Origin of the sequence: Planktomarina temperata RCA23 (genome assembly GCF_000738435.1) — a bacterium.
GTDB classification, from domain to species: Bacteria; Pseudomonadota; Alphaproteobacteria; order Rhodobacterales; family Rhodobacteraceae; genus Planktomarina; species Planktomarina temperata.
Window position 1 is genome coordinate 2254635 of the sequence record NZ_CP003984.1, and the last position, 20953, is coordinate 2275587.

General features: G+C 57.4%; 15 protein-coding genes. 10 read left to right on the top strand and 5 right to left on the bottom strand.

The annotated features are described in order from the left end of the window. Positions 1-86 precede the first annotated feature (86 nt). On the top strand, positions 87-518 hold the full coding sequence (locus RCA23_RS10770; protein WP_044050321.1) for a DUF1489 family protein: 432 nt from the start codon (positions 87-89) through the stop codon (positions 516-518). Positions 519-521: 3 nt separating this feature from the next. Here the strand turns inward: RCA23_RS10770 and hisG are convergent, their stop codons facing one another. The 3 genes from hisG to hisS are packed head-to-tail and all read right to left on the bottom strand — an operon-like array spanning position 522 to position 3735. After that, a complete protein-coding gene (gene hisG / locus RCA23_RS10775) occupies positions 522-1199 on the bottom strand; it encodes an ATP phosphoribosyltransferase (protein ID WP_044050322.1) in 678 nt (225 codons plus the stop codon). Next, positions 1193-2239: an ATP phosphoribosyltransferase regulatory subunit gene (locus tag RCA23_RS10780; protein WP_044050323.1), complete on the bottom strand. Its 1047-nt coding sequence runs from the start codon at positions 2237-2239 to the stop codon at positions 1193-1195. The genes hisG and RCA23_RS10780 overlap by 7 nt, the downstream gene beginning before the upstream one ends. Then, entirely contained in the window at positions 2236-3735 is a 1500-nt protein-coding gene (gene hisS / locus RCA23_RS10785) for a histidine--tRNA ligase (protein WP_044050324.1), read from the bottom strand. The genes RCA23_RS10780 and hisS overlap by 4 nt, the downstream gene beginning before the upstream one ends. Before the next feature lie 132 nt (positions 3736-3867). Here hisS and RCA23_RS10790 point away from each other — a divergent pair, with 132 nt between their 5' ends. Next, a complete protein-coding gene (locus RCA23_RS10790; protein ID WP_044051500.1) occupies positions 3868-4065 on the top strand; it encodes a SlyX family protein in 198 nt (65 codons plus the stop codon). Between the two features lie 38 nt (positions 4066-4103). On the opposite strand, the gene dnaE is transcribed toward RCA23_RS10790, so the two are convergent. After that, on the bottom strand, positions 4104-7604 hold the full coding sequence (gene dnaE, locus RCA23_RS10795; RefSeq protein ID WP_044050325.1) for a DNA polymerase III subunit alpha: 3501 nt from the start codon (positions 7602-7604) through the stop codon (positions 4104-4106). Positions 7605-7961: 357 nt separating this feature from the next. Between dnaE and xdhA the strand changes: the two genes are divergently transcribed. From xdhA to RCA23_RS10835, 8 genes are all read left to right on the top strand, one after another. Continuing rightward, a complete protein-coding gene (gene xdhA / locus RCA23_RS10800) occupies positions 7962-9335 on the top strand; it encodes a xanthine dehydrogenase small subunit (RefSeq protein WP_044050326.1) in 1374 nt (457 codons plus the stop codon). Continuing rightward, a complete protein-coding gene (gene xdhB / locus RCA23_RS10805) occupies positions 9332-11635 on the top strand; it encodes a xanthine dehydrogenase molybdopterin binding subunit (RefSeq protein WP_044050327.1) in 2304 nt (767 codons plus the stop codon). Before xdhA ends, xdhB begins: the two co-directional genes overlap by 4 nt. Next, entirely contained in the window at positions 11632-12552 is a 921-nt protein-coding gene (gene xdhC, locus RCA23_RS10810; protein WP_044050328.1) for a xanthine dehydrogenase accessory protein XdhC, read from the top strand. The genes xdhB and xdhC overlap by 4 nt, the downstream gene beginning before the upstream one ends. Further along, positions 12549-14054 (top strand): ABC transporter ATP-binding protein, encoded by a 1506-nt coding sequence (locus tag RCA23_RS10815; protein ID WP_044050329.1) that lies wholly within the window; start codon positions 12549-12551, stop codon positions 14052-14054. The genes xdhC and RCA23_RS10815 overlap by 4 nt, the downstream gene beginning before the upstream one ends. Then, complete coding sequence (locus RCA23_RS10820; RefSeq protein WP_044050330.1) at positions 14041-15126, top strand: ABC transporter permease; 1086 nt, start codon at positions 14041-14043, stop codon at positions 15124-15126. The genes RCA23_RS10815 and RCA23_RS10820 overlap by 14 nt, the downstream gene beginning before the upstream one ends. 49 nt (positions 15127-15175) lie before the next feature. Next, complete coding sequence (locus RCA23_RS10825; protein ID WP_044051501.1) at positions 15176-16108, top strand: ABC transporter permease subunit; 933 nt, start codon at positions 15176-15178, stop codon at positions 16106-16108. Positions 16109-16135: 27 nt separating this feature from the next. Then, on the top strand, positions 16136-17215 hold the full coding sequence (locus RCA23_RS10830; RefSeq protein ID WP_044050331.1) for a BMP family ABC transporter substrate-binding protein: 1080 nt from the start codon (positions 16136-16138) through the stop codon (positions 17213-17215). An 83-nt stretch (positions 17216-17298) separates the two neighbouring features. Then, complete coding sequence (locus RCA23_RS10835; protein ID WP_044050332.1) at positions 17299-18378, top strand: NAD(P)/FAD-dependent oxidoreductase; 1080 nt, start codon at positions 17299-17301, stop codon at positions 18376-18378. Between the two features lie 52 nt (positions 18379-18430). Here RCA23_RS10835 and RCA23_RS10840 read toward each other — a convergent pair whose 3' ends face one another. Further along, a complete protein-coding gene (locus RCA23_RS10840; protein ID WP_044050333.1) occupies positions 18431-20929 on the bottom strand; it encodes a GcvT family protein in 2499 nt (832 codons plus the stop codon). Positions 20930-20953: the final 24 nt, after the last annotated feature.

Sequence of the window (20953 nt, forward strand, 5' to 3'; positions counted from 1 at the left end):
TAGCCTTCACGGGTTCAAAGGTCAACTTGTATCCCGGGCTCGAATCTGATCTTTTGCAGTTGACACACAATATATAGGGTGACGAGTTGCCGAAACACATAAACTTAGTAAAGCTCAGCGTGGGCACGGAGTCGATTGAGGGTCTGCGCGCGTGGCAGTCCAGCCCCATGGCGCAGACCCGCGATGGCCTGCCGCGCCATGTCACCCGCATGTGGCCCAAACGCGGTGAAGAGCTGCTCGCAGGCGGTTCAATCTATTGGATTATCAAGGGTGCAATTTTATGTCGCCAAAAGCTGATCCGCCTCGATGAGGCCATAGGTTCAGACGGCATTCGCCGCTGCGCGATTGTCACAGATCCAGAGCTGATCGCTGTGGCCGCAACGCCCAAGCGGGCTTTTCAAGGCTGGCGCTACCTGCAACCAAATGACGCGCCTCCTGATTTGGCCAAAGCGCGCCCCAGTGATGACGCGCTGCCGGCCGAGATGCAGGCGGCTTTGGCCTCTATCGGTATTTTATGACCGCTATTGAGCGCCAATTTTCCGGATCAAAGGCCCGCAGTCGCCGCCAGCGTTGCGCGATTTCCAGAGGGTCGCTTGAGATTTCAAGACCAAACCATCCTCCAAAATCCGCAGGTGATTGGCCGCAATCGTAGCGCCAGTGCTGGTGATATCTGCAATGGCTTCGGCGGTCTCATTCTTCACGGCCCCTTCAGTCGCGCCCTGACTGTCCACCAATTGGTAATCGGCCACACCCTGCAGGGTCAAAAACTGGCGTACCAAACGGTGATATTTGGTGGCAATCCGCAAGCGAAAGCCATGGTCAGCGCGGAACCGAGCCGCAACCGCATCAAGATCGTGCAGACAGGTCACATCACGCCAGCAGGCTGGCACGGCAATAATGAGATCGGCAAAGCCAAAGCCCATCTGGGCGACAGGCGCGACTGCATCTGCCCAATTGGCCAGTTTCTCATGAACCAAATCCGTACCGGTCACCCCAAGGTGAATGCGGCCAGCGGCCAATTCGCGCGGGATCTCTCCAGCAGAGAGCAACACAAGCTCAACCCCATCAACCCCCTCAACCCGGCCGACATATTCGCGATCCGAGCCAGATTTCGACAGCTGAACACCCCGCTCTGCGAACCATTCAAAAGTCTCTTTCATCAACCGCCCCTTGGAGGGCACGCCAAGCTTTATCATGATGCGCTCCCCGCCTCGGCCCGCAGGCTGTATTCAGGCCGAATAATGCCCCCAACCGCCGGCACCGCCCGTCCCTGTCCTAGCACGCGGGTCAAAGCATCATAGCGCCCACCGGAGGCGATGGCGGGCCAGCCGGGCTCTGCGGCATAAAAGCCGAACACAAACCCATCGTAATATTCCATGGCCGTTAGCCCATAGGCCGCCTCAAACCCGATCTGCGCCACATCCACCCCAGCCGCATCCAGCGCTTTGATCCGGGCGGCCATATGCGCCACCGCAGGGCCAATCGAGGGCAAACGGCGGGTGAGCGCTTGCAAAAGCTCCAAAGCCTCCGGCAATTTGCCCCGGATCGACAAAAGATCGGTCAAAGCCTCAATCTCAGCGGGCGGAATGGGCGGCGCTGCGGCCTCCTCTTGCAATTGGGCCAATCGTTCCTGCACATCCTGAGCGCTGCGCAGACCAATCTGCTGCCCGCCTGCCCCCAAAACTTTCGGTGCGACAGGCTGCGAAAACCGCGCCAGCAAGGACTGAAACCGCAAAGGCCGCCAAATGTGACGCCGCAACGCCGCCTTTCGCGCATCGGAAGTGGTCAGCCCGTCAATTGCCGCCCGCAAGAGCCCGACATCCCCCGTTGAGGCGGTCAGATCCAGGGGCGCAAGAATACGGTGAAACAGTCCGAAGACTTCGGCCTCAATCGCCTCAGGCGCGCTACGGTCAAACACTTCATAACCCACCTGCTCGCTCTGCGCCGCGCGGCCAGTCGCGCTGTCTTGATAGCGAAACACCGGCCCGGCATATGTATATCGGGCGGGCTCGGCGCTCACGGCCATATGGCGTTGGACCACCGGAACGGTGAAATCTGGCCGCAGCATCTGCTCACCGCGCAAAGGATCTGAGGTCACATAGGCGCGCGCACGGATATCTTCACCATAGAGGTCCAGCAACACATCGGCCGGTTGCAGAATATCGGCCTCCACTCGTACCGCGCCAGTAGCCTCAAAGACCCCCAAAAGGCGTGCAGTCTCTGCACGAAGCTGGCTCATTGTGCCGCGCCCTGTGCCGCCAGCATCTCACGCACCTTTTCCACAAGCTGCGCGCGGGGCGCTTCAATTTGACTTGGCCGAGCCTTCCATTCTTCTAAGCTGGCCTCTTTGGCCAATTGCGCGCCCAGGATCAAATCCTTAATCTGCACAATCCCAGCCGCTTGCTCATCACCGCCTTCGATGATGGCGATGGGGCTGTTGCGATTGTCTGCATATTTCAGCTGATTGCCAAAATTCTTGGGATTGCCGAGATAAACTTCGGCGCGAATTCCCGCGGCGCGTAATTGCGTTGCCATCGCCTGATAGTCGCCCATACGCGCCCTGTCCATCACAGTGATGACCACGGGACCGGACTGCGCGCTTTGCAATTGCCCCTTCATCCGCAGCGCCGCCAAGAGGCGGTCGACCCCAATGGAAACACCTGTTGCTGGCACTTCTTGCCCGGTGAAACGCTTGACCAAATCGTCATAACGCCCGCCCCCTGCAACCGAACCAAATTGCCTGGGCCGGCCCTTTTCATCCTTGATTTCAAAGGTCAATTCCGCCTCATAGACCGGACCCGTGTAATAGCCCAACCCGCGCACAACCGACGGGTCTAGCACGATGCGATCCGCGCCGTAGCCCTGGGTTGTGACCAGCTCCGAGATCTGTTGCAGCTCATCGACGCCGGCTTCACCTATGGCCGAGCCTGTGACCAGGCGGCGTAAATTGCTCAAGGTGTCCGCAGGGGTGGCGCCCAGTGCCTGCATGAACCCCATGACCACCTCAGCTTGCGCTGCGGCAAGCCCAGCACCTTGGGTGAAATCGCCGCTGTCATCTTTGCGGCCCGCGCCCAGCAGCGCCCGCACACCCTCCAGCCCCAAACGATCCAGCTTGTCGATCGCCCGAAGCACAATCCCGCGCTCATCGGTAAATTTTTCTGGATCCGAAGGGTCCAAAATACCGGCCACTTCCATCACACCATTGAGCACTTTGCGATTGTTCACCCGGATGATGTAATCGCCGCGGGCAATGCCCACTTTTTCCAACGTGTCAGAAAGCATGGTGCAAATCTCTGCATCAGCGGCCATGCTGGCCGATCCGACCGTATCCGCATCACATTGATAAAACTGACGAAACCGGCCTGGCCCCGGTTTTTCATTGCGCCAAACCGGCCCCATGGCAAAGCGGCGATAGGGGCTGGGCAGCTCATTGCGGTGTTGGGCATAGACCCGCGCCAGGGGCGCTGTCAAATCATAACGCAGCGCCAGCCAATCGTCATCCTCTTGCCAGGCAAAGACACCTTCATTCGGGCGATCCACATCGGGCAGAAATTTACCCAAAGCCTCCACTGTTTCCAGAGCGCTGCTTTCCAGCTGCTCAAACCCATAAAGATGATACACATCCGCTATGCGCCGCAGCATCTCCGCCCGCTCGGACACATCTGCGCCAAAGTAATCGCGAAACCCTTTCGGCGGCAGCGCCTTTGGTTTGGGTGCTTTTTTCTGTTTGGCCATGATCAACCCCTATGTCTTGGCCTGCATTTAACCGCCCCAGCGCCGGGGGGCAACATGCGAGTTGACCTGCGCCGTGACCTGGCGCGCAAAAAGATGCTTGATCCAAGAGGTGAGATCGCGCACATGGCAGGCATGACACAAGCACTTGAAGAACAAATCGCCTATCTGACTCGCACTGTCGAAGAGCTCTCCGACGTTGTCGCCACACAGGATGCGGAATTGCGCCGCCTGACGGGGATTGTCGATCTTTTGGCCCAGCGCGCGCGGGATCGTGAAGCCGATGGCGGCGGTGGCGTCATTCTTGGTGATGAACGCCCACCGCATTATTAATGCCCAAGAATATTGAGGCCAAAGCCCCCGGCAGCGCTCTATAAATCTTCCACCATCAATACGCCTTCAAGGCTTTTCAAAGCGCCTTTGATTTGCGGCGTTACGGGGAAGTTTTGGCCGAGGTCCATGTCAACCTCGCCGGGCAGGCTGTCATCGAGCAGACAAAAGGAAATCGGACCCTTGGCGCCCAGCTTGGTGGCGCGCGCCGCCTCTCGCAGAACCGTGGCGACAGGCTCAATCGCAAGGGGCGTATCAAGATAGATCCGCAAGCCAGAACCGCCCGCCTGGGCCACCGCCCCATCCATGGGCTGTACCGAGCGGCACAGCAATTTCAGCTGCTCGGCCTCCATCGTCGCCTCAACGCTCAAGACAATCTTCGAGCCCGCCTCAAGATATTCGCGGGAGGTCTCAAGCGTATCGCTAAACATGGTGGCCTCAAAAGCGCCGGTTGTATCGCTCAGCTGCACAAAGGCAAATCGATTGCCCCGCGCAGATTTACGCTCCTGTCGCCCGGCGACAATACCGGCCAATTTGGCAACAAGCGGGCCCTCCTTGGCTTTTTCACTCAGCTGGTCAAGCGTAATGACCCCAGAGCGTTTGAGCGAGGACATATAGTCATCCAGCGGGTGACCGGACAGGTAAAAGCCAATCGCCTTAAATTCTTCTGCCAATTGCACCGCAGGCAACCAATTGGGCACGGGAGATAGGCGCGGTTCAGGCAGATCCTCACCGGCCTCGCCAAAAAGGCTAACTTGGCTCGAATTGCGCTGCTCATGCACTGCCGCCGAATAGGCGACAAGATCATCCAAACTGTCAAAGACCCTGTGCCGATTACGGTCCAATTGATCAAACGCCCCAGCCCGCGCGAGCATCTCAAGCGGTCTTTTGCCCACACGTTTGAGATCCACACGCCGGGCAAAATCAAACACGGTGCTAAAGGGCCGATCGCCGCGGCCGTTGGTAATCAGCCCCATCGCCTCAACACCGACATTTTTCAACGCGCCAAGCCCATAGACCAAAGCGCCCTCAGCCACGTCAAACCGTGCTTGCGAGCGATTCACACAAGGAGGGATGTAGGGGAGACTGAGCCCTTTGCGCACTTCATCAAAATAGATCGCCAGCTTATCTGTGAGATGCAGATCACAATTCATAACCCCGGCCATAAACTCAACCGGATGATTGGCCTTGAGCCAAGCGGTCTGATAGCTCACCACCGCATAGGCGGCCGCATGGGATTTGTTAAAGCCATAGTTGGCGAATTTATCGAGCAGATCCCAGGTCGCTTTGGCGGTTTTTTCATCCACCCCATTGTCCGCCGCGCCGGCCAAAAACTTGGGCCGTTCCGCGTCCATCGCCTCTTGAATTTTTTTGCCCATGGCGCGGCGCAACAAATCGGCGCCCCCCAGAGAATAGCCCGCCATTTGACGCGCAATTTCCATCACCTGCTCTTGGTAAACAATAATGCCCTGCGTCTCATCCAAGATATGATCGACCGAAGGATGCAGCAGCTCACGCTCGCTTAATCCGTTTTTGACCTCACAATATTTTGGGATATTTTCCATCGGCCCCGGCCGATAGAGCGCCACCAAGGCCACGATGTCTTCAATGCAGTTGGGCTTCATACGCTTCAGCGCATCCATCATTCCGCTGGATTCCACCTGAAAAACCGCCACGGTTTTCGCCGCGGAATAGAGTGCATAGGAGGCCGCATCGTCCAAAGGAATGGCGCTGATATCGCCCTCCATTCCGGGCGGCGGCGTATAGAGCGCGCGCCCATCGGCCGATTGATGGAGCGGACGCGAGCGATTGATTAAATCCACCGCATTTTGAATAACGGTTAGCGTTTTGAGGCCCAAAAAATCGAATTTAACCAGGCCGGCCTGCTCGACCCATTTCATATTAAACTGCGTTGCCGGCATGTCCGAGCGCGGATCTTGATAAAGCGGCACCAATTGATCCAATGGCCGATCGCCAATCACCACGCCCGCCGCATGGGTTGAGGCATTCCGCAGCAGCCCTTCCACTTGCTGGCCATAGGTCAACAGTCGATCTACAACCTCTTCCGCCCGTGCTTCCTCGCGCAGACGCGGCTCATCGGCCAGCGCCTTTTCGATACTCACCGGTTTAACCCCTTCAACCGGGATCATTTTAGACAAGCGGTCTACCTGCCCATAGGGCATTTGCAGCACCCGCCCAATGTCGCGCACAGCCGCTTTCGACAATAAGGCCCCAAAGGTGATGATTTGCCCCACCCGGTCACGGCCATATTTTTGTTGGACATAGCGGATCACCTCTTCACGACGATCCATGCAAAAATCGATGTCAAAATCGGGCATTGAGACCCGTTCCGGGTTCAAAAATCGCTCAAACAGCAAGCCATAGCGCAGAGGATCCAGATCCGTGATCGTCAAGGCATAGGCCACGAGCGAGCCCGCGCCTGAACCGCGCCCCGGCCCTACCGGGATGTTTTGCGCTTTGGTCCAACCGATAAAATCCGCCACGATCAAGAAATAGCCGGGGAATCCCATGCCCTCGATGATGTCCAGCTCGAAATCGAGCCGCTTTTGATAGTCCTCAGGCGAAACCGCATGGGGGATCACAGCCAAACGGCGCGCCAGCCCCTCATTGGCTTGTAGCCGCAGTTCTTGCACCTCATCATCGGCAAATTTCGGCAAAATTGGATCGCGCTTATAGGCTTTGAACGCGCAGCGGCGGGCGATTTCGACTGTATTCTCCAAGGCCTCCGGCAAATCCGCAAAGAGCACAGCCATTTCTGCCGGGGATTTGAGGTAATGCTGTGGGGTGAGGCGTCGTCTCGGACCTTGTTGATCCACATAAGAGCCTTCCGCAATGCAGATCAACGCATCATGGGCCTCGTAGATTTCCGGCCTGGGGAAATACACATCGTTGGTGGCCACCAACGGCAAATCCATCGCATAGGCCATTTCAACCAAGCCACGTTCGCTGAGCGTTTCAGCGTCGGGCATACGCCCATCCTCGCTGGGATGACGTTGCAGCTCCACATAAAGCCGATCTCCAAAGGCCTGTGCCAAACCTTCAAGTAAAGCCTGCGCCTTGGCGGTCTGACCATTTTGCAGCAATTTCCCCAAAGGCCCATTGGGCCCGCCGGTCAGGCAGATCACACCCTCCGCATGGGCGGCCAGCTGCGCCATTTGCACCTGCGGCAGCGTTCCGTCGCTGTCCAGATAGAGGCAGGAGTTGAGCGCCATGAGGTTTTCATACCCGCGCTCATTTTGCGCCAAAAGCACCAAGGCGGCCGGAGCGCGCGGCTTTTCAGTCGCAGGTGCGGGGTCATAGGCCATATCCACCTGGCAGCCGATGATTGGCTGAATACCCGCCTTGGACGCCGCTTCCGAAAACTCCAGGGCGCAAAACATATTGTTGGTATCCGTCACCGCAATGGCCGGCATGCCCATAGACACCGCCAAATCAGGCAATTTCTTGAGCCGTACGGCCCCCTCGAGCAGTGAATATTCGCTGTGAACTCGAAGATGGATGAATTTTGGATTCTCGCGCATATCTCATGGATAAACTGCCAATGCCCCGGCATCCAGAGTAAAACGCCCCGCAGGCCAATCTGCCACCTCGGGCGCTCCCAGCAAGGGGACATCTGCGGAAAATTATCTCCAAACGACCTCTGCATAACCCAATCGCCAAACCGATTGACTTTGCCCGGTGGCAACACCGGGCTGCGCCTGCCTGCCCCCCGGCAGGCGGTGCCGTCTTTTCCACCCAAGCGTGCAATATGCAGTAGCCATTATTTTTTCTTGCCAGACTCACAAAATTCAGAGTTACTCACAGAGCGCCCAATTTGGTTTTACGCCGCATCGGACCTTGGCGCGAAAAATTAACAGACAGTGGCACGACTCTTTCAAATGAACATGTCGTTTCTCCTCAACGGGAAGTCGGTGTCTGTCGCACCCAAAACCGGCAGTGAAACTCTTTTAGATTATTTACGCCTTGAGGCGGATCTCTGCGGCACCAAAGAAGGCTGTAACGAAGGGGATTGCGGTGCCTGCACCGTCATCGTCACGGGACAGGATGGCGTGCCCCGCCCTATGAATGCCTGCATATTGTTTTTGCCCCAGCTGCAAGGCTGCAGCGTGCGCACGGTGGAGGGGCTGCCCGGACCTGACGGCGCGTTGCATCCGGTGCAGCAGGCCATGATCACGCACCACGGGGCGCAATGTGGCTTTTGCACCCCGGGATTTGTGACAACCATGGCCGCAGCACATGCCACGGGCGAGACGGATTTCGATACGGCTCTTGCGGGCAACCTATGTCGATGCACAGGCTACGCGCCCATCATTCGCGCGGCTCAGGCCGCAGCTCACGCCCCGGTGCCCTCTTGGATGGCTGAACGGCCAGAGGCCCCTGCCCTTCAAAGCCGCGATGATATTTTTTGCCCGCGCTCCTCCGATGAATTGGCCCAGTGGTATGCCCGAAATCCAGAAGCCACCCTCATCGCGGGCGGCACCGATGTGGGACTCTGGGTGACGAAAAAAATGCAAGAGCTCGGGCCCATAGCCTTTGTCAGCCACGCAGAGGATCTGCGCCAAATCCACGATGAGAAGGACAGTCTGCGCATCGGCGCGGCAGTCACAATCACCAATTTGATGCAGGCCATAAGGCCGATATCCGCCTCGCTGCATCAGCTCCTCAGTCGCTACGGCAGCCCGCAAGTGCGCAATGCGGCGACGATCGGTGGCAATATCGCCAATGGCTCGCCGATCGGGGATGGCTCACCAGCGCTTATTGCCATGGGCGCGCGCTTGGTTCTGCGCCGGGCAGATGAGCGCCGCACAGTTAATTTGGAAGATTTCTTTATCGCCTATCAACAGCAAGACCGGCGGCCGGGGGAATTTGTGGAGAGCATCGAACTGCCCAAGGCACAGGACAGGCTGCGCTGCTATAAACTGTCCAAAAGGTTTGATCAGGATATTTCCGCGGTCTGCGGCTGCTTTAACTTGGAGCAAGAGGCCGGTGTGATCACACAGGCCCAGATTGCCTTTGGAGGTATGGCAGCCACCCCCGCAAGAGCACGCAAAACCGAGGCAGCTTTATGCGGCCAACCCTGGAGCTTGGAGACAGTCCACCAGGCAAAATCCGCTATGGCCGAAGACTTCACCCCTTTGAGCGACATGCGCGCCAGCGCGGGCTATCGGGCGCAAGCGGCGGGCAATATGCTGATCCGTTATTTTCACGATCTGCAAGAGACCCCCGTCAACATTCGCGAGGTGCACCCATGAGCGCCGCGGCCAGCCTCCCGCATGACGCAGCGCGCCAGCATGTCAGTGGCAGCGCGCGCTATGTAGACGATATCCCAACCCCACAGGGCACGCTTCATCTGGCCTTTGGCCTGTCGTCCTGCGCCGCGGGACAGATTAGGTCGGTGGATCTGAGTGCCGTGCGTGCCTGCCCCGGGGTGCATTTGGTGCTGGAGGCCAAGGATCTTCCCCATGCCAATGACGTCTCCCCCTCCGCCCATGACGAGCCTCTCCTCGCCGATGGCCATGTGCATTATGCTGGGCAGCCGATCTTTTTGGTCGTGGCCGAGAGCCACCATCTGGCCCGCCGCGCCGCGCGTTTGGCCAAGATTGAGATCACAGATGAGCCGGCCATATTGACGATAGAGCAGGCTCTGGCCGCCGAAAACCGCTTTGAAGATGGGCCGCGGATCTATACAAAAGGCACGCCCCAAAGCGCGATGAAGGGCGTGATCCACCGGTTGCAGGGCCAAATTAACCTCGGCGGGCAGGAACATTTTTATCTCGAAGGGCAAGCCGCCCTGGCCCTGCCCGGCGATCACGGGGATATGGTGATCCATTCTTCAACCCAGCACCCAACGGAAATTCAACATAAGGTGGCAGAGGCGCTGAATATTGCACAGCATGCGGTGCGCGTGGAAGTGCGGCGCATGGGAGGCGGGTTTGGCGGCAAAGAAAGCCAAGGCAATGCGCTGGCTGTCGCCTGCGCGCTGGCGGCCTCTTTCACCGGACGGCCTTGCAAAATGCGCTATGACCGTGATGATGATTTCATCATTACAGGAAAACGCCATGACTGCCGCATTGACTATGACGTCGGCTTTGATGACAGCGGCCGGGTCCAGGCACTGGAGTTTACCCATTATTTCCGCTGCGGCTGGGCGCTGGATCTGTCTTTGCCGGTGGCAGATCGGGCGATGTTGCACGCGGATAATGCCTATGATCTGCCGCATGTGAAAATTACCTCGCACCGGCTCAAAACCAACACCCAAAGCGCCACGGCCTTTCGCGGCTTTGGTGGCCCGCAGGGGATGGTGGGCATTGAGCGGGTGATGGATCATATCGCCCATAGCCTGTCTTGCGATCCCGCAGAGGTGCGCCGGCGCAACTATTATCCCGAAATGAGCTCAAAGCCCGCCGCGCGCCCGTCCGTCACCCCCTATCAGATGGATGTGACCGATTTCATCCTGGGGGACATGACCGAAAGCCTGTTGCAGCGCTGTGACTACCACGCGCGCAAAGCTGAGGTTGCACGCTGGAATGCCAGCCATGCGCTTTTGAAACGCGGCATTGCCTTTAGTCCCGTGAAATTTGGAATATCCTTCACGCTGACCCATCTCAACCAAGCCGGCGCCTTGGTGCAAATCTACACCGATGGATCTGTTTTGATCAACCATGGCGGCACAGAGATGGGCCAAGGCCTATTTCAGAAACTGACACAGGTGGCCGCACGCAGCTTAGGAGCGCAGCAGGCAGTTATTCGCGCCTCGGCCACGGACACCAGCAAAGTGCCCAATAGCTCTGCGACCGCTGCCAGCTCTGGGGCTGATCTCAACGGTATGGCCGTGCAAGCGGCCTGTGACACGCTGATTGGCCGGCTCAAAGACCATGTGGCCGCTCAACATGGCGTAAAGCCCGAAGAGATCACCTTCGCGGAGGGACAGGTCACCGCGCCAGGTCTCGTGCTCACATGGCAAGAGGTGATCGCCTCGGCCTATGAGGCGCGTATATCGCTCTCGGCCACGGGATTTTACAAAACACCCGAGATTGCATGGGATCGCATCAAGGGCGCGGGACGGCCGTTTTTGTATTTCGCCTATGGCGCGGCGGTGACAGAGGTGGTGATTGACACGCTCACGGGTGAAAACCGTATCCTACGCTGCGATATTCTTCACGACTGTGGGGCATCACTGAACCCGGCCTTGGACATCGGCCAGATCGAAGGCGGCTTTGTACAGGGCGCGGGTTGGTTGACGACGGAGGAGTTGGTTTGGGACGCATCGGGGCAGCTCAAAACCCATGCGCCCTCCACCTATAAAATTCCGGCCTGTTCTGACCGGCCAGAAGTTTTCAATGTGGATCTATGGCCGGGGCGGAACGCGCAAAAAACCATTTACCGCTCAAAAGCCGTGGGTGAGCCGCCCTTCATGCATGGGATTTCCGCCTTTCTGGCGCTATCGAATGCGGTCGCGGCCTGCGGGCCGCATTATCCCGACTTGCAAGCGCCGGCCACTTCGGAGGAAGTGTTCAACGCCATGGCCAGGGCGCGAGGATCTGCGTCATGAGTTTTGATCTTCACCACATCAATGCGGCCATCGCCGCCCATGGCGCAGTGACCCGAGTTGTGATTGCCGACATAAAAGGCTCTTCGCCGCGGGAAATCGGCGCAGCAATGTTGCTTTGGCCCGGAGGACAAAGCGGCAGTATTGGCGGCGGTGCTTTGGAGTATCAAGCCTCGCAAGCGCCACAACCAGGCCTGCGGCGCTATCCTCTTGGGCCTGAGCTGGGGCAATGTTGTGGTGGACATGTGACGTTGGTGACGGAGCACTTCACCAAGCCCATTGATGCAACCGATGTCTTCATCCGCCGCATCGAAGGGGACATGGCCATGCCTCTGCCCATTGCACAGTTGCAAAAGGCTCGGCGTAACGGCTCGGCGGACCCCGCGGCGCTGATCTGCACCGCAGGCTGGCTGGCGGAGACGCTGACCCCGGCTGCGCAACCCTTGTGGATCTGGGGCGCGGGACATGTGGGCCGGGCGGTTGTGCATATCGCCTCCCAAATGCCAGAGCTTGAGGTGACTTGGATTGATACCAGCCCTGAGCGCTTTCCCAGGACGCCGCCCGAGACTGTGACCCTTGTCCCTGCCGAAAACCCGGCGCCGCTGATGGCCCATGCACCGCGTCACGCACAGCATTTGATATTCACCTATGCTCATAGTCTGGATCTTTCGCTGTGCCATGCCGCTTTGCTGCGCGGATTCGATTTTTGTGGTTTGATTGGATCCGCCAGCAAATGGGCGCGGTTTCAGCGGCGCTTGCTGGCCTTGGGACATGCACCAACTCAAATTTCAAAGATAACTTGCCCAATTGGTGATCCAAACCTTGGAAAACAGCCAATTTCGATTGCGATTGGGGTGACCCAAGCCCTATTGTTGCACAACATGAACGCCAAAACGCGACACAGGAGTGCTCTTTCATGAGTAAGACACTTTTACACCTTAACGGGCTGACAAAGGCCTACCCCGGCGTCATTGCCAATCAGGATGTGGGGTTTGACATCGGCACCGGAGAAATTCACGCGCTCTTGGGCGAGAATGGTGCCGGTAAATCAACCTTGGTCAAGATGATCTACGGGCTGGTGCGGCCCGATTCTGGACATATGCAGCTTTTTGATGCGCCCTATGCCCCCGAAGAGCCCCGCGCGGCGCGGGCCGCCGGCGTGGCCATGGTGTTTCAACATTTCAGCCTTTTTGAAGCCTTGAATGTGGCGGAAAATATCGCCCTCGGCATGGAAAACCCGCCAAAATCCAGCGCCCTCTCGGCCCGGATTACCGAGGTCTCCGAGGCCTATGGCCTGCCGTTGGATCCGGAACGGCTGGTGGGGGATCTCTCGGCCGGGGAGCGTCAAAGGGTCGAGATCATTCGCTGTCTTCTGCAAGACCCCAAGCTGCTCATCATGGATGAGCCGACCAGCGTTTTGACCCCGCAAGAGGTCCAAACCCTCTTTGCGACACTGCGCAAGCTCAAGGCCGAAGGCACCTCTATTCTCTACATTTCCCACAAACTCGAAGAAATTCGCGATCTGTGCGAGACCGCAACGATTTTGCGCGCAGGGCGCAAAATTGCCACCTGCGATCCGCGGGAAAAATCCGCACGTGAGCTGGCAGAGATGATGGTTGGCGGCACGCTGAACTCAGCCAAACCGCAGCACGGCACGCTCGGCGATGTCGTGCTTGAGGTGACCGATCTTTCACTGGCACCGCAAACAACCTTTGGCACAAGCCTTAAAAATATATCTTTTGCCCTGCGTAAAGGTGAGGTCTTGGGCATAGGCGGTGTTGCGGGCAATGGTCAAGACGAGCTGCTTGCCTGCCTCTCAGGTGAAATGCTCGGCGCGCCGGGCCGGATCAAACTGAACACGCTGGGCATCGGGCATCTTGCCCCCAATGCACGGCGCGCTTTGGGACTTTTGGCCGCCCCGGAGGAGCGTTTGGGACATGCGGCCGCGCCCGATATGAGCCTAACGGAAAATGCCATGCTCACCGGGATGGTGCGCAAGGAGCTGAGCCGCTCAGGCTTTCTAGACTGGCCACGCGCCCGCGCCTTTGCGGAGGAGGTGATTGAAAGTTTCGATGTGCGCACCCCCAGTGCACAGTCTGCGGCGCGGTCCCTGTCGGGCGGCAATTTGCAAAAATTCGTCATCGGCCGCGAGGTCTTGCAAAATCCCTCTGTGTTGATTGTCAACCAACCCACTTGGGGCGTTGATGCAGCGGCAGCCGCCGCCATTCGCCAAGCCTTGCTGGATTTGGCAGCCAAAGGCGCAGGGGTGATCGTCATCAGCCAAGATTTGGATGAGCTTATGGAAATTTCAACCAATTTCGCCGCGCTGAATGCCGGCCACCTATCCGCCGCGCGTCCGATGTCGGGCCTAAGCTTGGATGAAATTGGCCTATTGCTGGGAGGCGCCGATGCTGCGGCTTGAAAAACGCCCTAATCCGTCAAAAACTTGGGCCTATTTGGCTCCGGTTATGGCCGTTTTTGCCACGATGATCGGCGGCGGCATCATGTTTGCGGCCTTGGGCAAGGATCCTTTTGAGGCCATCCGTACCATTTTCTATGATCCGCTTTTCTCCGAATTTGCTTGGTATTATCGCCCGCAGCTTTTGGTTAAAGGCGCACCTTTGATTATGATTGCCATCGGCCTGTCGATGGGGTTTCGCGCTGGGATTTGGAACATTGGAGCCGAGGGACAATATATCATCGGTGCGATTTGTGGCGCCGGCGCGGCCCTGGCCGTCTACCCGGCGCAAAGCCCCCTGATTTTTCCCGCGATGATCTTCTTTGGCGCATTGGGCGGCTTTGTCTGGGCCATGATTCCTGCGATTTTGAAAACAAGGTTTGGCACCAATGAGATTTTGGTGAGCCTCATGCTGGTCTACGTTGCAGAGCAGCTTTTGGCCTCTATGTCGCTGGGAATGTTGAAAAATCCCGAAGGCTTTGGCTTTCCCGGATCACGCAACTTGCAGCAATACGCCAGCGCCCATAATGGGGAGCTTTGGACCGGAACCGGCATTCACATGGGCGTTATGTTCGCCTTCATTGCCGTGATTTTCGCCTATGTCGTGCTGGCGCGGCATCAAATGGGCTTTCACATCCGCTTGACCGGTGAAAGCCCAAAAGCGGCCAAATTTGCCGGGGTCAATCCAAAGCGGCTGGTGGTGTATTGCTTGGGTTTCAGCGGCGCTTTGGCGGGGATGGCGGGCATGTTCGAGGTCTCCGGGCCCAGTGGGCAGATCAGCATTGATTTCAATGTCGGCTACGGATTCACCGCAATTATTGTGGCGTTTTTGGGCCGGCTCAACCCGATTGGCATCCTCTTGGCCGGACTGTTAATGGCCCTGACCTATATCGGCGGGGAGATTGCCCAATCCAGCCTTGGCCTGCCCTCAGCGGCAATCCAGGCCTTTCAGGGCATGTTGCTGTTTTTCCTGCTTGCTCTCGATATGCTGACAAATTTCAAACTTAAATTAACACGTGCAGGGAGCCGCCTATGACGCCCTTTGGACGCCACCCAAACTTGATTTCAAACAGGACATATCTGTCATGGATTTAAGCTCAATTAGCCCGACGCTCTTGGTCGCCTCGCTCATGGTGGCCGCAACACCAATATTATTGGCCGCCATTGGCGAATTGGTGGTCGAAAAATCCGGGGTTTTGAACCTTGGGGTCGAAGGCATGATGATCATCGGGGCCATTGCCGGTTTTGCCGCGGCCGTGGGCACAGGATCGCCCATCATTGGCTTTCTCTGCGCCGCCCTGGGCGGGGCGGCCCTCTCTTTGGTTTTTGCACTTTTGACGCAATTTTTTCTGTCAAACCAAGTCGCCACGGGGCTGGCGCTGACTCTCTTCGGCCTCGGGCTTTCGGCGCTTATGGGGCAAAGCTACATTGGAATTAAGCCCCCGGCGAGTGTGAAGCTGGATCTGCCTGTCATCAGCGATCTTCCCATTCTGGGCCCGATTTTGTTTTCACATGACATCACCGTCTATGCAGCCTTGGGTTTGGTTGCTGGGGTTTGGTGGTTCTTGAAATACACCCGCGGCGGATTGATCCTGCGGGCTGTCGGCGAAAGCCATGATGCGGCCCATGCTTTGGGCTATAAGGTCGTGAAAGTGCGCATTATGGCCATTATGTTTGGCGGGGCCTGCGCCGGGTTGGGGGGGGCGTCTCTCTCACTGGTGCGCGTGCCGCAATGGACCGAAGGTATGACAGCCGGGGCCGGCTGGATTGCCTTGGCGATTGTTGTTTTTGCGAGCTGGAAACCAGCGCGCGTTCTTCTGGGTGCCTATCTTTTCGGCGGCGTTGCCGTTTTGCAGCTCAATCTGCAGGCCGCCGGTGTCTCAATTCCAGTTGAGTATTTGTCTATGTCACCCTATCTGATTACCATCATTGTGTTGGTTGTGATGTCTGCGCATCGCAACAAAGCTGCACTCAATGCACCTGCGGCCCTTGGCCGTGCGTTCCATGCCTCACGCTGAGGTCATTTATAAACAGGGGGAAACCTAATGAACATTAAAACAATCCTAGCCAGCGCTGCGCTGGCAATGACAGCGGCCACAGGCGCGCTGGCCGAAAAAACCAAGGTCGGCTTCGTCTATGTCGGCCCGGTCGGTGACGGCGGTTGGACCTATGAGCACGACCAAGGCCGCAAAGCCGTTGTGGAGGCTTTTGGTGATAAAGTCGAAACGATGTATGTGGAAAGCGTGCCAGAAGGTCCAGATTCCGAGCGTGTCATGACCGATATGGCGCTGAAGGGCGCAGATCTGATCTTCACCACCTCCTTTGGATATATGGATCCAACCATCAATGTTGCGGCCAAATTTCCCAATGTGAAATTTGAACATGCCACAGGCTATAAGCAAGCGGACAATGTCTCTGTATATTCCGCGCGCTTTTATGAAGGCCGTGCAGTTCAGGGCCATATTGCGGGCCATATGACCAAATCCAATATCATTGGCTACATCGGCTCCTTCCCAATTCCAGAAGTGATCCGCGGCATCAACTCGGCCTATATCCATGCCAAAAAAGTAAACCCAGACGTCCAATTTAAAATCGTTTGGGCCTATACTTGGTTTGACCCAACCAAAGAGGCAGATGCGGCAAAAGTTCTGATCGAGCAAGGTGCAGATGTGGTCTTGCAACACACAGATTCCACTGCACCGCAAGCCGCCGCTCAGGCCGCTGGAAATGTGATCACATTTGGTCAGGCCTCTGATATGGCCGCCTATGGTCCAATGCCACGCGTGTCCTCCATCATCGACGACTGGGCCCCTTACTACATCGCCCGCACCCAAGCGGTTATGGATGGCACTTGGACCTCCACAAGCACATGGGATGGCATTGGTGCTGGCATGGTTGGCATTGGTGAAATTTCAAACGCCGTTCCGGCCGATGTAAAGGCCTCCGCCGAAGCTCTGCGCGACAGCCTAGCAGATGGCTCCTACCATGCCTTCACGGGCCCGTTGAACAAGCAAGATGGCTCGGCTTGGTTGGCCGCAGGTGAAACCGCTTCTGATTACGGCGATGACAGTTTGGCTGGCATGAATTTCTATCTTGAAGGCATTGAAGGCGACGTGCCAAACTAAACAAAAACCTATGCAGATTTGAAAAGGGGGCCTCTGGTCCCCTTTTTGCTTTTGAAACGCGCGCAACTGTGCATGATTGCCCTATGGAGGATTTCATTACCATTGGCGGCGGCATTGCTGGCATTTCAGCAGCGGCCCGCTTGTCCGAGCACGGGAGCTGCAGGGTCTTGGAACGTGAGGCGCATTTGGCCTATCACAGCTCCGGTCGATCGGCTGCACTCTATGAGGAAAATTACGGCAGCCCTTCCACCATCTCGCTTGCAAAAGCCGGGCGCGCCGATTGGGAGGATGTGCTGGAGGGCGTGCTCAGCCCACGCGGCTTTATGCTGTTATGCCTGCGCGGTGAAGAAACGCAATTTGAAGCTGACCGGCAGCATATGGGCCTGACCGAAATCTCGATGGCAGAGGCCCAGGCACGCGTGCCGATCCTCAATACCCAAGACGTGCTGCGCGCGGCCTGCAGCACCACCGCGCAAGATATTGACACGGATCTGATGCTACAGCGCTTTGCCAAACTCTTACGCAGCAATGGCGGGGTGATTGAAACCGATCAATGTGTTCAGGCCATTGAAAAAATTTCCAACGGATGGCGGGTGACCTGCCAAGAGCAGACATTCACGGCGCGCCAGTTGATCAACGCGGCCGGAGCCTGGGGCGATGAAATCGCCGCGCTCGCGGGTCTTGCGCGCCTTGGCCTGACGCCGATGCGCCGCAGTGTCGCGCGATTGGCCGCCCCCGGCGGGCATGACCCTTCGGCCTGGCCCATGCTGTTTGGCCCCGGTGAACGCTGGTTTGCCAAGGCCGATGCGGGCGCATTGATCGTATCTCTGGCAGAAGAAACCCCAAGCGTGCCTATGGATTCTTGGCCACATGATATGGATCTGGCTGAAGCTCTGGCGCGCTATCAAGACTATGTGACCGAAGAGGTGACGCGGCCTATTTCGTCTTGGGCCGGCCTGCGCACATTTGCACCTGATCGAAATCTGGTTCTTGGAGCTGCACCGCAGGAGGAGAGTTTCATCTGGGCCGTGGGGCAAGGCGGATATGGGTTCTTCACGGCCCCCGCTGCATCGCAGCTGGTGGCCGACACCGCGCTCGGCCGCAGACCGCAGCTGAGCGCTGAGATTGTGGCGCAGCTGAGCCCGGCGCGTTTTGCGCCCTAACCTTCCCGAACCGTTGAAAAAAGGGGGGGCAAGAGCCCACCCCTTTTGAACTTTACCCATCCATCCGAATGGTGGCATTGCTCGGATCATAGGGGCTGTCTTGCACCACTTCGCAATCCCAGAGACGGTCTTGCATTTTCACCTGCAATTTCGTGCCTGGCACGGCAAGTTCTGGCGGCAGGTAGCCCATGCCGATAGATTTCTCGAAATGCACCGAATAGCCACCAGAGGTGAGGCGGCCCACGCGAGTTTCGCCATGATACAGAGCCTCGCGGCCCCATGGATCCGCATCCTCGGGCCCGTCAATCAAAAGCGTGCAACACTTAACCCGTACGCCAAGCGCCTCCATCGCCGCTTTGCCATGAAACTCTTTTGATAGATCCACAAAGCGTGGCAGATCAGCCTCAAGCGGGGTGGCATCGCGGCCCAGCTCTGTGCCAAAAGCGCGATAGGATTTTTCCTGCCGCAGCCAGTTTTGCGCCCGCGCGCCCACCAATTTCATACCATGTTTTTCACCGGCTTTTTCAAGCAGATCAAACAGGTAGTTCTGCATCTCCATCGGATGATGCAGCTCCCAACCCAGCTCGCCAGTATAGGCCACACGGATCGCATTCACCGGGCACATGCCCAGCTCAATTTGCCGTGCCGAAAGCCAGGGGAACCGCTTATTGGAGAGCGCTGTGGCAGGATCGGGATCATTAATCACATCGCGCAATACATCCCGCGCCTTTGGACCGGCTAGGGCAAAAACCCCCCATTGGGTGGTGACGTCTTGCAGTTCAATACGGCCAAAGTCAGCCTCTTTGTCCTCAATCGCCTTTTTCAGATAATCTTGGTCATAGGCACTCCATGCCCCAGCTGAGACCAGATAATATTCCTGCTCCGATAGGCGCACGATGGTATATTCCGTGCGCGTGGTGCCATGGGCCGTCAGAGCATAGGTCAGGTTGATGCGGCCCACGCGCGGCAATTTATTGCAGGTGAACCAATCGAGAAAGGCCGTAGCGCCCGGGCCTTTGACGATATGTTTCGTAAAGGCTGTGGCATCCACAAGCCCAACCCCTTCGCGGATGGCGCGAGCCTCTTCGACCGCATATTGCCACCAGGCTCCGCGGCGGAAGCTGCGGGATTTTTCGTCAAAATCTTCCGGCGCATTCAGCGGACCAAAATAATTGGGCCGCTCCCACCCGTTTACCCAGCCAAACTGTGCCCCGCGAGCCTTTTGCCGATCATAGGCCGGCGCTGTGCGCAGAGGCCGCGCAGCCGGGCGTTCCTCATCGGGGTGATGCAGAACATAGACATGATCATAGCATTCTTCGTTTTTGCGCATGGCAAATTCGGTGGTCATCCAATTGCCGTAGCGTTTGGGGTCTAGGCTGGCCATATCGATCTCAGCCTCCCCATCCACCATCATCTGCGCCATATAATAGCCCGTGCCGCCAGCCGCAGTGATGCCAAAGCTAAAGCCTTCCGCCAGCCACATATTGCGCAGGCCGGGCGCCGGGCCCACCAGAGGGTTGCCATCGGGCGTATAGCAAATTGGCCCGTTGAAATCATCTTTGAGCCCGCTTTCCTCGCAGGAGGGCACCCGGTGAATCATCGCCATATATTGCTCTTCAATCCGCTCCAAAGCGAGCGGGAATAGATCGGCTCGGAAGCTCTCTGGCACCCCGTGTTCAAATCGCGCCGGCGCCTCTTTTTCATAAACCCCAAGGATCCAACCACCGCGCTCCTCGCGCACATAGCTTTGCGCATCCGCGTCGCGGATCACCGGGTGCTCAGGGTTGCCCTCCGCGCGATAGGCGACCAGTGCCGGATCTTGCTCCAATACGACAAATTGATGTTCAACCGGAATAGCTGGAATTTTGATCCCAAGCATTTTTGCAGTGCGCTGCGCGTGATTGCCCGATGCGGTGACCACATGCTCCGCAGTGATCACAATTTGCTCGTCAGAAGGCACGAGGTTGCCGCCCTTCTCCATCATTTTGGTGCAGGTCACCTCCCAATGGCTGCCGGTCCAATGAAAGCCATCCGCCTGCCACTTACGCTCAATGCTGACCCCCAATTGCCGCGCGCCCTTGGCCATCGCCATGGTCACATCAGCCGGGTTAATATAGCCATCCGTATGATGATAAAGCGCACCTTTAAGATCCTCTGTGCGAATGAGCGGCCATTTGGCTTTGATTTCATCAGGTGACATGAACACATAGGGCACGCCGCAGGTTTCTGCCGTTGACGCATAGAGGCGATATTCATCCATCCGCTCTTCTGTTTGCGCCATCCGGAGATTGCCAACCACAGCAAAACCCGCATTCAAGCCAGTTTCCTCTTCAAGGGATTTATAAAAATCAACTGAGTACTTGTGGATATGCGTGGTTGCATAAGACATATTGAACAGTGGCAAAAGCCCCGCTGCATGCCAGGTCGAGCCGGAGGTCAGCTCATCACGCTCGATCAGCATGGTCTCCCAACCGCGTTTTCCCAAATGGTAGGCAATGGATGTTCCAACTGCTCCACCACCGACAACCAATGCTTTTACTTGTGTCTTCATCGCGCACGACTCCTTTTCACGTTG

What these genes read in the sequence shown, in the direction of transcription:
- RCA23_RS10825 (WP_044051501.1), top strand. Translation starts at nt 15,176, where the DNA reads ATGGATTTAAGCTCAATTAGCCCGACGCTCTTGGTCGCCTCGCTCATG.
- RCA23_RS10840 (WP_044050333.1), bottom strand. Translation starts at nt 20,929, where the DNA reads ATGAAGACACAAGTAAAAGCATTGGTTGTCGGTGGTGGAGCAGTTGGA.
- xdhB (WP_044050327.1), top strand. Translation starts at nt 9,332, where the DNA reads ATGAGCGCCGCGGCCAGCCTCCCGCATGACGCAGCGCGCCAGCATGTC.
- RCA23_RS10780 (WP_044050323.1), bottom strand. Translation starts at nt 2,239, where the DNA reads ATGAGCCAGCTTCGTGCAGAGACTGCACGCCTTTTGGGGGTCTTTGAG.
- xdhC (WP_044050328.1), top strand. Translation starts at nt 11,632, where the DNA reads ATGAGTTTTGATCTTCACCACATCAATGCGGCCATCGCCGCCCATGGC.
- dnaE (WP_044050325.1), bottom strand. Translation starts at nt 7,604, where the DNA reads ATGCGCGAGAATCCAAAATTCATCCATCTTCGAGTTCACAGCGAATAT.
- RCA23_RS10820 (WP_044050330.1), top strand. Translation starts at nt 14,041, where the DNA reads ATGCTGCGGCTTGAAAAACGCCCTAATCCGTCAAAAACTTGGGCCTAT.
- RCA23_RS10790 (WP_044051500.1), top strand. Translation starts at nt 3,868, where the DNA reads ATGACACAAGCACTTGAAGAACAAATCGCCTATCTGACTCGCACTGTC.
- RCA23_RS10815 (WP_044050329.1), top strand. Translation starts at nt 12,549, where the DNA reads ATGAGTAAGACACTTTTACACCTTAACGGGCTGACAAAGGCCTACCCC.
- hisS (WP_044050324.1), bottom strand. Translation starts at nt 3,735, where the DNA reads ATGGCCAAACAGAAAAAAGCACCCAAACCAAAGGCGCTGCCGCCGAAA.
- RCA23_RS10835 (WP_044050332.1), top strand. Translation starts at nt 17,299, where the DNA reads ATGGAGGATTTCATTACCATTGGCGGCGGCATTGCTGGCATTTCAGCA.
- RCA23_RS10830 (WP_044050331.1), top strand. Translation starts at nt 16,136, where the DNA reads ATGAACATTAAAACAATCCTAGCCAGCGCTGCGCTGGCAATGACAGCG.
- xdhA (WP_044050326.1), top strand. Translation starts at nt 7,962, where the DNA reads ATGAACATGTCGTTTCTCCTCAACGGGAAGTCGGTGTCTGTCGCACCC.